The sequence below is a fragment of the Acidobacteriota bacterium genome (assembly GCA_028875725.1).
GTDB lineage: Bacteria > Acidobacteriota > Thermoanaerobaculia > Multivoradales > Multivoraceae > Multivorans.
This window is the reverse complement of sequence record JAPPCR010000023.1, coordinates 106,802-122,097: the sequence shown is the minus strand read 5'-3', so window position 1 is coordinate 122,097 and position 15,296 is coordinate 106,802. Positions and strand designations below refer to the sequence as shown.

The 15,296-nt window shown below is 68.8% G+C and carries 14 protein-coding genes; 11 read left to right on the top strand and 3 right to left on the bottom strand.

Features of this window, described 5'->3' with window-relative positions; genetic code table 11:
- Positions 1 to 2 precede the first annotated feature (2 nt).
- Positions 3 to 2,582, bottom strand: a complete 2,580-nt coding sequence (ligD, locus tag OXI49_16175) for a DNA ligase D (GenBank protein ID MDE2692041.1) — start codon at positions 2,580 to 2,582, stop codon at positions 3 to 5.
- A gap of 69 nt (positions 2,583 to 2,651) precedes the next feature.
- Here ligD and OXI49_16170 point away from each other — a divergent pair, with 69 nt between their 5' ends.
- Positions 2,652 to 3,557: a Ku protein gene (locus OXI49_16170; protein MDE2692040.1), complete on the top strand. Its 906-nt coding sequence runs from the start codon at positions 2,652 to 2,654 to the stop codon at positions 3,555 to 3,557.
- A gap of 188 nt (positions 3,558 to 3,745) precedes the next feature.
- Positions 3,746 to 4,246 carry a translation initiation factor IF-3 gene (gene infC / locus OXI49_16165; protein ID MDE2692039.1) on the top strand — a complete coding sequence of 167 codons (501 nt, stop codon included), beginning with the start codon at positions 3,746 to 3,748 and terminating at the stop codon, positions 4,244 to 4,246.
- A gap of 193 nt (positions 4,247 to 4,439) precedes the next feature.
- Here infC and OXI49_16160 read toward each other — a convergent pair whose 3' ends face one another.
- Positions 4,440 to 5,549 carry an S-(hydroxymethyl)glutathione dehydrogenase/class III alcohol dehydrogenase gene (locus OXI49_16160; protein ID MDE2692038.1) on the bottom strand — a complete coding sequence of 370 codons (1,110 nt, stop codon included), beginning with the start codon at positions 5,547 to 5,549 and terminating at the stop codon, positions 4,440 to 4,442.
- A gap of 158 nt (positions 5,550 to 5,707) precedes the next feature.
- Between OXI49_16160 and OXI49_16155 the strand changes: the two genes are divergently transcribed.
- Genes OXI49_16155 through OXI49_16140 form a run of 4 tightly spaced genes read left to right on the top strand, consistent with a single transcriptional unit; the run spans position 5,708 to position 8,927 of the window.
- A complete protein-coding gene (locus OXI49_16155) occupies positions 5,708 to 6,319 on the top strand; it encodes an aquaporin family protein (protein ID MDE2692037.1) in 612 nt (203 codons plus the stop codon).
- A gap of 37 nt (positions 6,320 to 6,356) precedes the next feature.
- Positions 6,357 to 7,994 (top strand): M1 family metallopeptidase, encoded by a 1,638-nt coding sequence (locus tag OXI49_16150; GenBank protein ID MDE2692036.1) that lies wholly within the window; start codon positions 6,357 to 6,359, stop codon positions 7,992 to 7,994.
- A 4-nt stretch (positions 7,995 to 7,998) separates the two neighbouring features.
- A complete protein-coding gene (locus OXI49_16145) occupies positions 7,999 to 8,631 on the top strand; it encodes an MT-A70 family methyltransferase (GenBank protein ID MDE2692035.1) in 633 nt (210 codons plus the stop codon).
- An 11-nt stretch (positions 8,632 to 8,642) separates the two neighbouring features.
- Positions 8,643 to 8,927 (top strand): DUF2277 domain-containing protein, encoded by a 285-nt coding sequence (locus OXI49_16140; protein ID MDE2692034.1) that lies wholly within the window; start codon positions 8,643 to 8,645, stop codon positions 8,925 to 8,927.
- Here the strand turns inward: OXI49_16140 and OXI49_16135 are convergent.
- Positions 8,924 to 10,180, bottom strand: a complete 1,257-nt coding sequence (locus OXI49_16135) for an adenosine deaminase family protein (protein MDE2692033.1) — start codon at positions 10,178 to 10,180, stop codon at positions 8,924 to 8,926. The genes OXI49_16140 and OXI49_16135 overlap by 4 nt on opposite strands.
- A gap of 54 nt (positions 10,181 to 10,234) precedes the next feature.
- Here OXI49_16135 and OXI49_16130 point away from each other — a divergent pair, with 54 nt between their 5' ends.
- From OXI49_16130 to moaA, 5 genes are all read left to right on the top strand, one after another.
- A complete protein-coding gene (locus tag OXI49_16130) occupies positions 10,235 to 11,605 on the top strand; it encodes a Gfo/Idh/MocA family oxidoreductase (protein MDE2692032.1) in 1,371 nt (456 codons plus the stop codon).
- Positions 11,606 to 11,664: 59 nt separating this feature from the next.
- Positions 11,665 to 12,567 carry an MBL fold metallo-hydrolase gene (locus OXI49_16125; GenBank protein ID MDE2692031.1) on the top strand — a complete coding sequence of 301 codons (903 nt, stop codon included), beginning with the start codon at positions 11,665 to 11,667 and terminating at the stop codon, positions 12,565 to 12,567.
- A 74-nt stretch (positions 12,568 to 12,641) separates the two neighbouring features.
- On the top strand, positions 12,642 to 13,211 hold the full coding sequence (locus OXI49_16120) for a TlpA disulfide reductase family protein (protein ID MDE2692030.1): 570 nt from the start codon (positions 12,642 to 12,644) through the stop codon (positions 13,209 to 13,211).
- A 43-nt stretch (positions 13,212 to 13,254) separates the two neighbouring features.
- On the top strand, positions 13,255 to 14,190 hold the full coding sequence (gene nudC / locus OXI49_16115; protein ID MDE2692029.1) for an NAD(+) diphosphatase: 936 nt from the start codon (positions 13,255 to 13,257) through the stop codon (positions 14,188 to 14,190).
- 24 nt (positions 14,191 to 14,214) lie between these two features.
- Positions 14,215 to 15,264, top strand: a complete 1,050-nt coding sequence (gene moaA, locus OXI49_16110; protein MDE2692028.1) for a GTP 3',8-cyclase MoaA — start codon at positions 14,215 to 14,217, stop codon at positions 15,262 to 15,264.
- Positions 15,265 to 15,296: the final 32 nt, after the last annotated feature.

The window sequence follows — 15,296 nt, the reverse complement described above, 5'->3', positions numbered from 1 at the left end:
TCCTACACAAGCTCGCTGAGGTGCCTCAGCGCGGCCAGCAGGTCGGGCGTCTCCGTCAGCACGCCGCGGAGCGGGTCGGTCTTCAGCTTCCTGAGCCGTTTCGGCACGGTCCGGATGTTGTGGTCGCGGAGATCGAGGCCGGGCTTGACTTCGGACCAGCGCAGTGGCGTCGACACGGGCGCTGCCGGCAGGGGACGGACGCTGAACGGGGCGACGAGCAGGCGGCCGCGGCCGTTCTGGACGAAGTCGATGTAGACCCTGCCGCCGCGGCGTTCGGGATTGCGGGTGACGGTGGCGATCTCCGGCAGTTGCCGGCAGATGATCTGCGCGATCAGTTGTCCCAGACTGCGGGACTGCTCGTATGTGCAGGCGCCGCCCAGCGGCAGGAGCACGTGCAAGCCGCTCGAGCCGCTGGTCTTGACGAAACTGGGCAGCTTGATCTTCCGGCACAGGCGCCGGATGGCGAGGGCGATCTCGATCACGTCCCCGAAGGGCGCGTCCTTCGGGTCGAGGTCGAGGATGCACCAGTCGGGCTGGCCGAGCTGGTGCAACCGGCTGGACCAGACGTGGAGGACGATCGCGGCCAGGTTGGCCACGTAGACCAGGCTCTCCCGGTTCTGGCAGACGAAGTACTCGACGTCCTTGCCGGTCCGCGGGCTGGTCAGCCTGACCGTCTGCAGCCAGTCGGGCGCGAAGTCGGGCGCGTTCTTCTGGAAGAAGGACTTACCCTCGGTCCCGTCGGGGTAGCGGGTCATCACCAGCGGGCGGTCGGAGAGGTAGGGCTGCATCGCCGGTGAAATGGCGGCGTAGAAGTCGATCAGGTCACCTTTCGTGTAGCCCTCGTCCGGCCAGAACACCTTGGACTCGTTCGTGACTTCGACCTGCCGTTTCGGCGGTGCCGGCTGGGCGGCTTCAACGCCGTGAGGCGCGGCGCGGCGGACGCAGTCCTCGAGCGGTTTGTCGTCACGCAGGCGGAGGAAGACGGGATGCCGGAGCATGCCGTGGGGAGTCCACTCCTTGTACCGGACCTCGCAGATGAACCCGTCGTCCGGCTCGACCCAGGTCTGGTCCTCGATGCGGCCGCCCATCAGGTGGCCGTCGGTCAGCTCGTTCCCGGCCGCTCCATCCTCGCCGACCGGCGCGTGGCAGGGAGGATCCTCGCGTTGGCGCGCCGAGAGGAGCTCCGCCAGGTGCCTCAGATCCGCATCGCTGAATCCGGTGCCGACGCGCCCGGCGTAGACCAGGCCGCCGGCCTCGGCGTTCCAGACCGCCAGGTGGAGCGAGCCCAGGCCGACCCGGCTGCCTTTGGGCGGCGACATGCCGACGATGGCGAAGTCCCCCGTCCGCTCGGCGCGCAGCTTGACCCAGGACGACGACCGGCGGCCTGTGTAGCGCGACGCGCCGTCCTTCGCCATGGTGCCCTCGAGTCCCATCGCGACCGCCTGCTGGAAGAACGCCTCGCCCCGTTCCTCGATGTGGTCCGAGTAGCGGAGCGGTCCGGCGGGCGGCAGAATCTGAGCCAGCCAGCCCTTGCGCTCAAGCAGGGACAGCGGCCGAAGGTCGCGGCCCTCGAACGAAACGAGGTCGAAGGCGAACAGCGTTGCCGGCTGGCGTACCGAGGCCTGTTCGATGTCGACCGGACGATTGAGCAGGGCGCGCGTCTGCAGCCTGGCGAAGCTGGGCCGGCCGCCGCCGTCGAGGACGGTGACCTCGCCGTCGAGGACGAGCGAGTCCACTGGCAGGCGGCGCAGGGCGCGGGCCAGCTCGGGGTAGAGCGTCGTGACGTCGCCGCCGCGCCGGTATCGGAGGAAGACGCTGCCGCCTTCCTTGGCGGCGACCAGACGATAGCCGTCGTACTTCAACTCGTAGATCCAGCCGGCGCGCGAGAATGGCCGGTCAGCGGCTGTCGCGAGCATCAGCGGCAGCGAGCGCGGGTCCACCGGCCGGCGCGGCGCATCCGACGCTTCGATCCCGGTCCGCACCTCTTCGATCCGGTCGCAGCCGTCCCGAAGCTCCTCGATGGTCAGGCCCGACAGCACGGACTCGGGCGGCAACCCGTCCTCGTCGCCGCCTTCCACCTCCCGCGGGCGCGCCGCCGCGTCCGGCTTCTTCATCAGCAGCCACTGGCTGCCGTCGTCGGTCTGCCGTCGACCGCCCGTGCGGAACAGGGTCCAGACGCCGCGCAGCTTGTAGCCCTGGAGTTCGAACAGCAGCTTGCCGCTCTCCATCCCGGCAACCGGGTCCTCGAGCGGAACCCAGCGGCCGCTGTCCCAGACGATCATCGCGCCGGCACCGTAGTTGCCGGCAGGGATGGACCCTTCGAAGTCGGCGTACTCCAGCGGGTGGTCCTCGGTGGCCACCGCGAGCCGCTTGACCTCGGGGTCCAGGCTTGGCCCGCGCGGCACCGCCCAGGACTTGAGCGTGCCCTCGAGCTCCAGCCGCAGGTCGAAGTGGACCCGGCGGGCGGCGTGCTTCTGGACGACGAAGCGCCCGCCGCCGGCCGCGGCTCGAGAGCCCATCGGCTCGGGCGTCGCCTCGCTCGAACGCTTGCGACGGTAGGCCTCCAGATTGCCGTGCGGCATGAGGCCAGCATTCTCACAGACCGGCTCCATGCCCCGCGAAACGGCTTCCGGTGCTAGAGTCCGCCGTCTATGCCTGCTCGTACCGTTGGCGGCGGCACCGTCTCGTTCGGACTGGTTTCGATTCCTGTCCGTCTGTACTCCACGTCGGAGACCTCCGGCGCGGTTCGCTTCAACATGCTCGACCCGAGCGACAATTCGCGGGTCAAGCAGCAGTTGATCAACCCTCGCACCGGCGACGTTGTCGAGCGCAAAGAGACGATCAAGGGCTACGAGTTCGGCAAGGGCCAGTACGTCACCTTCAGCGACGAGGAGATCAAGGAACTCCAGGAGAAGGCGTCGCCAGCGATCGAGATCACCGAGTTCGTGCCGCTCGCGGAAGTCGAGCCGATCTACTTCGAGAAGTCGTACTACCTCGGCCCGGAGAAGGGCGGCGAACGCGCCTACCGCCTCCTCAGCGAGGCGATGCGAAAGACGGGCCGTTCGGCGCTGGCCAAGCACGCGGCGCGCGGCAAGCAGTACCTCGTCATGCTGCGTCCCTACGGTTCCGGTCTCCTGATGCAGCAGTTGAAGTACGAGGACGAGTTGAAGTCGTTTGACGAGGTGCCGCTCGGCGAGGAGGCGGAACTCAAGCCGGGCGAAGTGGAACTCGCTGTGCAGTTGATCGAGCAGATCGCGTCGGATGACTTCAAGCCGGACCAGTACACGGACGAGGTGCGCAAGCGGCTCTGGGACGCCATCCAGAGCAAGATCGACGGCCGCGAGCTCGCGGACGACGAGACGGAGGCGCCGCAGGCGCAGATCATCGACCTGATGGAGGCGTTGAAGGCGAGCCTGTCGAAGAACGGCGAGACGGAGGCGGAGGCAACCGCCGAGTCCAAGCCGGCCAGGAAGGCGTCGGCACAGCGCAAGGCGACGAAGAAGAAGCGGGCTCGACGGGCTGCAGACGCCCCGGCGAAGCGGGCCGTGGCCGGTTGACGTGAGTACCCGTTCGTGAGGACGGGTCGCGAAGGCCGCGTTGCGGCCGCGGCCGTGTCCGTTCAACTGACTGGATCCGCACACACTCGCGGGCGGGAAGCGGCTAAGGTAGCCGTCCGTTCCGGCCCGCGCCGGTAGGCAGCAGCACAGGAGGCCTCGAGATCGCACGCCCATCAAACGAGCCGCGCATCAACCACCGGATCCGGAAGACCCCGGTACGGCTCATCGATCAGAACGGCGCCCAGCTAGGCGTCGTTCCCCTGGAGGACGCGAAGAGGAGGGCCCAGGACGCTCGGCTCGATCTCGTCGAGGTCGGTCCCAACGCGGATCCGCCCGTGGTCCGGGTCATGGACTGGGGCAAGGTCAAGTTCGAGCGCGACAAGAAGAAGCGCGAGTCGCGGAAGAAGGCGGCGACGATCGATCTGAAGGAGGTCAAGTACCGGCCGACGATCGACCCGCACGACTACCAGATCAAGACGGACCGCGCGCTCCGCTTCCTCCGCGAGGGCAAGAAGGTCAAGGTGACGATCTTCTTCCGCTACCGGCAGCTCCGCAGGCCCGAACTCGGCATCGCCATCCTGGACAAGGTGAGCGACGCGATCGAGGGCGTGGGCGAGGTGGAGACCCGCTCGGGACTGGAGGGCCGTCAGATGACGATGGTCCTGAACCCGATCGCGCAGGCAGACTGAGGCCGAGGCAGGGGCCGGCGCGCCAAACGGAGCCGGCCTGGTGGCCGGCGCGTGTCTCTGGCCGCCTTCGGCGGCAGCGGGTCAGCACCCTGGCGGCGCGCCCCCGCGCCGTCAGCGTCACGGTCCGAGCGCCCGTCCGCGGGCGGTCGGACGTCAGACCCGCGCACCCAGCGGCGGCCAGTTCCCTGCGCTGCTAGTACAGCACCACCGAGCGGATGCTCTCGCCTTCGTGCATCAGGTCGAAGGCGTGGTTGATGTCGTCGAGCCCCATCGTGTGCGTGATCATGCTGTCGATCTCGATCTCGCCGGCCATGTACTGGTCGACCATGCCGGGGATGTCGGTGCGGCCGCGGACGCCGCCGAAGGCGGTGCCGCGCCAGACGCGGCCCGTGACGAGCTGGAAGGGGCGGGTGGCGATCTCCTGACCGGAACCGGCGACGCCGATGATCACGGACTCGCCCCAGCCCTTGTGGCAGCACTCCAGGGCGGCGCGCATGACCTCGACGTTGCCGATGCACTCGAACGAGTAGTCGACGCCGCCGTCGGTCAGGTCGACGATGACCTCCTGGATCGGGTCGGCGTAGTCGGCCGGGTTCACGAAGTCGGTGGCGCCAAGGGAGCGGGCAAAGTCGAACTTGGACGGATTGACGTCGATCGCGATGATCCGGCCCGCCTTCGCCATCACCGCGCCCTGGATCACCGACAGGCCGATACCGCCGAGGCCGAACACCGCGACCGTCGAGCCGGGCTCGACCCTGGCCGTGTTGAGCACCGCGCCGATGCCGGTCGTGATGCCGCAGCCGAGCAGGCACACCTTGTCCAGCGGCGCCGCCTTGTTCACCTTGGCGGTCGAGATCTCGGCAATGACCGAGTATTCGGAGAACGTCGACGTGCCCATGTAGTGGTAGAGGGAGCTGCCGCCACTCGAGAACCGGGAGCTGCCGTCGGGCATCACGCCCTGGCCCTGGGTGGCGCGGATCGCCTGGCAGAGGTTCGTCTTGCCGGACTGGCAGAACTTGCACTCCCGGCACTCGGCCGTGTAGAGCGGGATCACGTGGTCGCCGGGCGCCACGGAGGTCACGCCGGGCCCGACCTCTTCCACGATCGCGCCGCCCTCGTGGCCGAGGATCGCGGGGAACAGTCCCTCCGGGTCGGCGCCCGACAGGGTGTAGGCGTCCGTGTGGCAGACGCCGGTGGCGACGACGCGCACCAGGACCTCGCCTTCCTTCGGGCCTTCGACGTCGACTTCTTCGATCTCGAGTGGCTTGCCGGCTTCGTGGGCCACGGCGGCTCTTGACTTCATTTGATGCCTGCCTCCCCTTAGGAAAAATCAGGAAAATTCAATGGTCTGGCGACGATAACCGGAGGCTAACATCGTTAGGGAAACGCCGCCGGTTGGTCTCCGGCTGAGCGTAAACAAGGAGGAAGAGGCAGAAGCAGAAACCAAGGGAGGAAAGGCACATGCGCAAGCTGCTCATGGAGTGCATCGGCACGCTGTTCTTGATGATGGCCGTGGCCTTCAGCGGGAACAACCCCATCGCCGTCGGTCTGATGTTGGCGGTGATGGTCTACAGCGGCGGACACCTGTCCGGCGGACACTTCAACCCGGCAGTGAGCCTGGCCGCATGGATGCGCGGCAAGCTCGGCGTGGCCGACATGGTCCAGTACATGGTGGCCCAGGTTGTCGGCGCCTGCCTTGGTTGGCTCGTCCACAGCTACCTGATGGGCGGCAGCACGGCGCCTATGCCGACCGAGCATCCGGTCATGCACGGCGTGGTGGCCGAGGCGCTGCTCGCCTTCGCGCTCGTCACCGTCGTCCTGAACATGATGTCCTCGCGGTCGGCCGGCAACCCTGTCGGCGGCCTGGCCATCGGCTTTACACTCTCGGCTGCCCTCTACACGGGCGCTGGTGTATCCGGTGGTGCGTTCAATCCCGCAGTTGGTCTCGGTCCTCAGGTCATGGAGGCGATCACGGGCGGCGGCTTCGACGCCAACACCCTGGCGCTCTACGGCGTGGGTCCGCTGGTCGGCGGCGCGGTGGCGGCGCTCGTCTACAAGTTCCTCAACGACTGAGACTGACGCCGGCGCACGCCGGCGCCAGAGACCGCACGTGACCCCGGTCCGTCGACTGGGGCACGTTGCGGTGCGTCTGGCGTTGCCGCTCCTTCTGGCCGTGTCTCCGGGCGCCCGGGCGCAGTTTCCCGGCGCGGCGATCGACGTCCTCGACTATCGCTTCGAACTCGACCTCTCGGACCAGACGGACGAGATCGAGGGACGGGCGGCCATCGCCTTTCGCGTCCTGCGACCCGTTGGCGAGGTCGAGTTCGATCTCGACGACCCGGCCGCGGACGGCGGCCCGGAAGCCGGCGGCATGGTCGTTTCCTCGGCGACCCTCGCCGACATGGCTCTGCAGTTCCGGCAGCAGGACGACCGGCTCTTCGTGGCGCTGGACCGCGAGGCTACTGCCGGCGAACGACGCCGCATCGAGATCCGCTACCGCGGCGTCCCCGCCGACGGTTTCGCGATCGGCACGAACCGCCACGGCGAGCGGACCTTCTTCGCCGACAACTGGCCGGATCGGGCCCACCACTGGCTGCCGGTTGTCGATCATCCCTCGGACAAGGCGACCGTGGCCTTCGTCGTCACGGCGCCGGCGCAATACCAGGTCGTGGCCACCGGCGCCTTCGTCGAGGCGGTCGACCTGGGCGACGGCATGCGTCGCACCGAGTGGCGCAGTCGCGTTCCCATCGCCACCAAGGTGATGGCGGTCGGCGTCGCGCGCTTCGTCCGACACCGGCAAGGCGAAGTCAACGGTGTGCCCGTGGAGATCTGGGTCTACCCGCAGGATCGGGACGTCGGCCTGCGGGCGTTCGCTCCGGGGCCGCGCGTGCTGGGGACCTTCGAGCGACGGCTCGGGGACTACCCGTACGCCAAGCTCGCCAACGTGCAGACCACGACCCGCTGGGGCGGCCTGGAGAACGCCGGCAACGTGTTCTACGACGAGGACGCGGTCGACCGCGAAGGCGGCATCGAGGGTCTGATCGCGCACGAGATCGCCCACCAGTGGTTCGGCGACGCCGTTACCGAGAGCGACTGGCCGCACGTCTGGCTCAGCGAGGGCTTCGCGACCTACCTGACCGCCTGCTACCTCGACTGGACGTACGGTCGCGGCCGCTTCATGGGCCAGATGGACGCGGCGCGGGAGCGGGTGCTCGCGTACGCGGCGGAGGCGCCGGACTCGGTCATCGTGCCGGAGTCCGTGCCCGACCCGCGGCGCCTGCTCAGCCCGAACGTCTACCAGAAGGCAGCCTGGGTGCTGCACATGCTCCGGGGCGAAGTCGGCGACGGCACGTTCTGGAAGGGGATGCGGACGTACTACGAGCGCTTCCGCGACCGGAACGCCTCGACCGCCGACTTTGTGGCGGTGATGGAGGAGGCCTCCGGCCGGAGTCTCGAGTGGTTCTTCGGCCAGTGGCTGCGCCGGCCCGGCGTGCCGGAGCTGGAGATCGCGTGGCGGTTCGATGAGGCGACGTCGGCGGTCGAGCTGACGGTGACCCAGCTCGGTCCGACGATCTACCGGCTGCCTCTGGACGTGGAAGCCGTACTCGACGACGGCCGCACCGTCCGCGGCCGCGTCGACGTCGAAGGCGAGCGGACGACCGCCTCGTTGCGTCTACCGGCCCGCCCCGAGCGGCTCCGGATCGACCCGGACGCCTGGCTCCTCATGAGTTACTCGGCGCTACGATGACGCCATGCCGCCCCGCTTGACGGCCGCCGCCGACTTCGAACGCGCTCACGCCAACAGCGCCTTCGGCACAGTCCTCGCCGACCCGCCCTGGCAGTTCACCAACCGCACCGGCAAGGTGGCGCCCGAGCACCACCGCCTCAGCCGCTACGCGACCCTGTCGCGGGCCGAGATCGAAGCCATTCCGGTGGCCGCCGCCTGCGCCGAAGCCGCCCACCTCTACCTCTGGGTGCCCAACGCCCTCCTCCAGGAAGGCCTCGACGTGATGAAGCGCTGGGGCTTCACCTACAAGACGAACCTCGTCTGGCACAAGGTGCGCAAGGACGGCGGCCCCGACGGCCGCGGCGTCGGCTTCTACTTCCGCAACACGACGGAACTCGTCCTGTTCGGCGTCCGCGGCAAGCTGCGCACGCTGGCTCCCGGCCGCCGCCAGGTCAACATCATCCGATCGCGCAAGCGGGAGCACTCCCGCAAACCGGACGAGCTCTACGACATCATCGAAGCGTGCAGTCCGGGCCCGTACCTCGAACTGTTCGCCCGCGGCCGCCACTCGGACCTCTGGACCGCCTGGGGCGACCAGAGCAGCGAGTACGAACCGGACTGGCCCACGTACGCGAAGGCGAGTGACGCCGTCCGCTGAAGGAGACCACCATGTGCAGGAACATCCGTGTCCTCTACAACTTCGAGCCGCCGGCCAATGACGAGGAAGTGCGCGCCGCGGCGCTTCAGTACGTGCGCAAGGTCAGCGGTTCGACGAAGCCGTCGCGCGCGAACGAAGCCGCCTTCGAACGGGCGGTGAACGCCGTCGCCGAAACGACTGCCCGGTTGCTCCAGGAACTCACCACGACCGCGCCGCCACGCAACCGGGAGGCCGAGGCCGAGAAGGCGCGCGAGCGGTGGCGGCGGCGCCAGGCGCGGATGGCCGCGGCGGGTTAGGTCTCCGCCGCCACCACCTCGTCGTAGTAGTCGATCACCCGCCGCACGTAGGCCCGCTTCTCGATGTAGGTGCCGGGGTAGAAGCTGCGCTTGAAGCCGTAGATGATCACGTTGCGCAGGTCCTCGAGCGACAGGTCGAAGGCCTCGCAGGCTGAGGCGATCTCCCTGGTCACGGTGGTGCGGGACATGAGCCGGTTGTCGGTGCACAGGGTGACGGAGAGCCGGTCCTCGATCATCCGGCCGAAGGGGTGGTCCGCGAAGCTCTCGAGGCGCTGGATGGACTGCAGGTTCGAGGTGATGCAGACCTCGAGAGTGATCCGCCGGTCGCTGATGTACTGGGCCAGGTTGCGGATGTAGCGCTCGGGGTCCCTGGCCGCCGCGGAGTCCGGGTTGTCGCGGCGGAGCCGGTCGGCGGCGTAGAGGTGGGTGCCGTGGCCGATACGGTCCGCCTGGAGCAGCGTGATCGCCTGGAAGATGCTCTCGGGCCCGTAGGCCTCGCCGGCGTGGATCGTCTTCTTCAGGAAGTGCTGCTGCGCGTACAGGAAGGCGTCGCGGTGCACGGCGGCCGGGTTGCCCGCCTCGGCGCCGGCGAGGTCGAAGGCGACGACGGGAAGCCCGAGCCGGTCCCGCGCCTCGACGACGGAACGGGCGAGCGACAGAGAGGCGGCAGCGTAGATTTCCGGTTTGGTCCAGCCGTGGAGCGCGGTGAACAGTCCCCGGTAGTAGGGGCTGTGGCCGGCGCCGAACATGCGCAGAGCGCAGGCGATGATCCCGTAGCGGAAGGGTGGCTCGGCGCCGTTCCGCACGTTGTCCGTCGCTTCGTGCTCGCGCTGGACGCGGGCGAGCCCGCGGTCGACCGCGGCCAGCACGCCGGCGATGTCGAGGTCGGGCCCGGTGTGGAGCTGAGGCGCCAGCCGCACCTCCACGTAGCAGACGTTCTCGGCCAGGTTGTCGGCCCCCAGCTCGTAGGCGGCCCGTTCCAGCGCTTCAGCCGTGCAGAGCGCGGGCGAAGTGTAGGAGAAGGCGCGCAGATAGTCCTCGAGGTCGTCGTAGCTCTCCTTGAAGACGAGCTCGAGGAGGCCCTCCGGCGTTTGGGAGGGAAGCTCCAGCCGCGCGTCGCGCGAAAGCTCGATCAGGGTGTCGAGCCGGAGCGAACCGTCGAGGTGGACGTGAAGGTCGGTCTTCGGAAGCCTGCCGATGAGATCGGCGCGGGAGAGCGGCGCCTTCAAGTGGGTATCATGCGCGGTCTGCATGGCGCAGTGTACAGGCATTCGGGTCACTGGGGATTTCCAGCGGGGAGCGAGACGATGACGACGACCAGGCGTTCCTTTCTTCATGGCGTGGGCGGTCTCGGAGCAGCCGCTACCGGGCTCGGCGCGGCGGGCGCGGCGTTCGCGCGGCCGGCGCGCGGCAAGGCGGTGGCTCCGAGCGACCGCATCCGGGTCGGCGCGATCGGCGTGAGGGGCATGGGTTCGAGCAACATGGGCTCGATGCTCGACATCGACGGGGTCGAGTGCGCGGCGCTCTGCGACGTGGATGGCAACGTTCTCGGGGAGCGGGTCAAGTCCTTCGAGGAGCTGACCGACAGCAAGCCGGACGCCTACAGCGACTACCGCAAGCTGCTCGAGGACGAAGAGATCGACGCGGTGATCATCGCGACACCGGACCACTGGCACTGCAAGATCATGGTGGACGCCTGCGAGGCGGGGAAGGACGTCTACGTCGAGAAGCCGATGGCGAACTCGATCGAGGAGGTCCGCATCATGCAGCAGGCGGCCAGGGCCTACGGCCGGGTGGTCCAGGTCGGTCAGTGGCAGCGCTCGGGCAAGCACTGGCAGGACGCGATGGAGTACCTCTGGTCCGGCGAACTCGGACAGGTGCGCACCGCCAAGGCCTGGGCCTACATGGGATGGGATGCGCCAGTGCACGTGCCGGACTCGAAGCCGCCCAAGGGCGTCGACTACGACATGTGGCTCGGCCCGGCCCCCAAGCGGCCCTTCAACGAGAACCGCTTCCACTGGAACTTCCGCTGGTACTGGGACTACGCCGGCGGCCTGATGACGGATTGGGGCGTGCACCTGATCGACATGGTGCTGATGGGCATGAAGGCGACCGCGCCGAAGTCCGTCATGTCGCTGGGCGGTCCGTTCGGCTATCCGGACGCCCCGATCGAAACCCCGGACACCCAGCAGGCGGTCTACGAGTTCGACGATTTCACGATGATCTGGGAGCACGCCCTGGGGATAGCGCTCGGTCCGCACCAGCGCGGGCACGGCGTGTCGTTCGTCGGCAACAAGGGCACCCTCGTCATCGACCGCAGCGGCTGGGAAGTGCTGCCCGAAGTCGGCCGCGAGGACGGCAGGAGGTTCTACAAGACGCCCGCCATTCCCGACCGGACCGCCTCGCGGAGCCAGCGGGGTCTCGCCCAGCACACCGAGGACTTCATCGAGTGCATGAAGACGAGGGAGCAGCCGCGCTGCAACGCGGACGTCGGCGCTCTCGTCGCCGTGAACGCGCACCTCGGGAACATCGCGTTCCGCACCGGCCGGCGGGTCTACTGGGACCAGGAGGCGGGACGCTTCGAAGGCGACGACGAGGCGAACGCGATGCTCCTGGCCGAGTACCACAATGGCTGGCAGCTTCCCAGGGTGACGGGCGGCGAGGCGTCGGCCGGCTGAGGTGACCAAGGAACCGAGAGCGGGCAAGCCGTTCGAAGACACCTCGAAGTAGCGCTCCCGTGGGTCAACTCGAAGACCGCCGGCTCGGCGCCGCGACCATTCTGTTCGGCATCGGCGGCGGGAAGTACCCCGACAACAACGCCCTGCTGATCGAGGGCGCCGGGTCGACGATGCTGGTCGACCCGTCGCTCGGCGTCCGGGCCCGCGGCCGGAGCGCCCTGCCCGCCGTCGACCTCGTGCTGCTCAGCCACTGTCACGAGGACCACACGGCCGCGCTGCCCCTGTTTCGGGACGCGCCCGTGTACGTCCACGAGGAGGATCTGCCCGGCCTGCTCGACTTCGACGGCTTTCTGAGCATCTTCGGCGTCGAGCCAGAGCGCCATGAGGAGTACGGCCACTTCCTGAAGACGACGTTCTTCTATGAACCCCGGCCCGACGCCGTGCCTTTCCGGGACGGCGACCTGTTCGAGCTCGGCGGCGGGGTGTCGGTGCGGGTGATCCACACGCCCGGTCATACCCGCGGCCACTGCGCACTGCTGATCGAACCAGACGGCGTCCTGTTCCTGGGCGACATCGACCTGACCGGATTCGGCCCGTACTACGGCGACGCCTGGTCCGACCTGGAAGCGTTCGAACGTTCGCTCGAGCTGGTGCGCGATATCGAGGCCAGGCACTACGTCACCGGCCACCACATCGGCCTGCTCGCCGACCGGGAGGCGTTCCTCGCTCGCCTGGACCGCTACGTCGAGCGCATCGCCGACCGCGAACGGCGCCTGCTCGAGTACCTGGCGGAACCGCGAACGATGGACGACATCGTCGCCCACCGCTTCGTGTACCGGCCGCGCGACCAGGGGGACGGCATTCCGAAGGCGGAACGGTGGAGCATGCAGTTGCATCTGGATCGTCTCCAGCGAGCCGGCCACGTCGAGTGCGAAGGCCCGACCTACCGCGCCCTCACCTGAGCGCCGACCACTCCGAGACGCCTATACTCGGTTCGTCGCGCACCAGCTCGACGCACTCCACGGGAGGAAGACCCTTGAACACGAAGCGACTCGCACCGGCAATCCTGTGGGCACTGATTCCGATGGCGGCAGCGATCGCCGTCCTGCCGCCCGCTCTCGCGGACGAAGCGGTGCCGGTGGAGCACCTGCTCGAGCCGGACACGGTCCATCCGGCGACCGCTGACCAGTTCCGCGCCGTGCTGGAGCATCACCTCGGCAAGGTCGTCGTGGTCAACTACTGGGCCACGTGGTGCATCCCCTGCCTCCAGGAGCTGCCTGAGCTCGATCTTCTGCAGGAGCGCTACGCCGACCGCGGCCTCGTCGTGGTCGCCGTCTCGATGGACGATCCCGAGAAGCTCGAGGACCGGGTGCGGCCGTTCTTCGCCAAACGGGCGCCGGGGCTGGTTTCCTATCTGGCCAGCGCCGGGGAGAGCGACTCGGTGGAGTTCGTGACCTCGTTCGATCCAGAGTGGCCCGGTGCGCTACCGACGACCATGTTCTTCGACCGTGGCGGCGAACTGACCAACGTTCACCTCGGACGGATGCTCTACGCGGAGTTCGAGGAGGCTGTTCTCGAACTGCTTGAAGCCGGCGGGGGATCCTGACCGGCGGGGGGACCGGCCCCACTCCGGGCTCGACCGGGGCCTCATGAGATCCCACAACGCACTGGCCGAACCGGCGGTCGACCGGCGTTCGGAGCGGCGCGCCGACGCCGAGTGGCTGGCGCGCCGCCTCGCCGACCCCGCCAGCCAGTTGACGGCGGTGTGGCGTGAGCGAAGCTTCGTGTTCGATGCGCACGCCGGGGACCAGGGTCCGGTTCCGGGCACGGTGGCAGCCGTCGAGGCGGCCGGGCTGGTCGAGCAGGCGGAGGACGTCGTCTTCCTGGGCGAAGCGGAGGGGGTCGCCTACTTCTCGATCGACCTCTCCGACCGGGAGGATCCGCTCGCCGGACCGCTCAGGGGCGCCGGCCGTTTCGTCGAGCTGCGCCAGGTCGGCGCCGCGATGAGCGGCCGCGGCGGCAACCTGCTTGCCTACGCCCGCGCCATGGCTACATGGCATCGCCGGCACCGCTTCTGCGGCCAGTGCGGCGCGGCGACCGAGAGCCGCAACGCCGGCCACCTGCGGGTGTGCACGGCGTGCGGCATCGAGCACTTTCCCCGGACCGACCCGGCCGTCATCATGCTTGTCCACACGGGCCCTGCAGCGGAAGACGGATCCTGTCTGCTCGGCCGCCAGGCCTCCTGGCCGCCGGGCATGTTCTCGGCCCTCGCCGGCTTCGTCGAACCCGGCGAGAGCCTGGAGAGCGCGGTTGCCCGCGAGGTCCGGGAGGAAACCGGCATCGCGGTGGATGCTGTCCGCTATCACTCCTCCCAGCCCTGGCCGTTCCCGACGTCGATCATGCTCGGCTTCTATGCGACGTCGCCCGGCGGCGACGTGCGGGTGGACACGGAAGAGCTGGAGCAGGCGGTGTGGGCGACCCGCGCCGAACTGGAGTACGCGCTCCGCGCCCGCGAGGTGCGGCTACCGCCGCCGTTCTCTATCGCCCGCCGTCTGATCGACAACTGGCTGCGCAGCGAGCGCTGAGCGCTCGCGTAGCATTGTCCGCTCATGCCTCTCGACTCCACGAACGGCGGCGCCTCGGCTCTGCCGGTCATCGACCGCCTCGGCCGGCCGGTGCGCGACCTGCGCATCTCGGTCATCGACCGCTGCAACTTCCGCTGCACCTTCTGCATGCCGGCGGACCGGGAGTACAAGTTCCTGCCCAGGCAGCAGCTGATGACCTTCGAGGAGATCGAGCGCCTGGTGCGGCTGTTCGTGCAACTCGGCGTCCGCAAACTGCGGCTGACCGGCGGCGAGCCCCTGCTGCGGCGGGACATCGAGGAACTGGTCCGGATTCTGGCCGCCGTGCCGGGAGTCGAGGATCTGGCGTTGACGACGAACGGCGCCCTGCTCGGCGCCAAGGCGCAGGCGCTGGCCGACGCCGGCCTCGACCGGGTGACCGTCAGCGTCGAGTCCCTGCACGACGACGTCTTCGGCCGGGTCACCGGCCTCGGCCACGGCGTCCGCGAGGTGCTGGAAGGGATCGACGCCGCTGCCGACGCTGGTCTTGGGCCGATCAAGATCAACACCGTCGTCATGAAGGGCACGAACGAGGACGAAGTCGCCGACATCGCGAGCTACTTCAAGGAGCGGGGCCACATCGTCCGCTTCATCGAGTTCATGGACGTCGGCACCGTGAACGACTGGAGCCTCGACCAGGTCGTGACCGCCTCCGGCATCGCCGACCGCATCGCCGAACGCTGGGCCTTCGAGCCCGTCGACCGCGCCCAGCCCAGCGACGTCGCCGAGCGTTTCCGCTATCTGGACGACGGCGTCGAGTTCGGCGTCATCCCCTCGATCAGCCGCCCCTTCTGCGGCGACTGCGCCAGAGCCCGCCTGTCATCCGACGGCCGTCTCTATACCTGCCTCTTCGCCGACACCGGTCCGTCGCTCCGCGACCGCCTCCGCGCCGGCGCCACGGACGAGGAACTGCTCGCCTTCCTGGCGCAGCACTGGCGTCAACGCGAGGACCGCTACTCCGAAGTCCGCGCCGAACGCCTCCGCGCCGGCCTCCAGCCGATCGCGGAACGCGTCGAGATGTTCCGCATCGGCGGCTGAGCCGCGCGTCGGCGTAGCGACGTTGGTAGCAG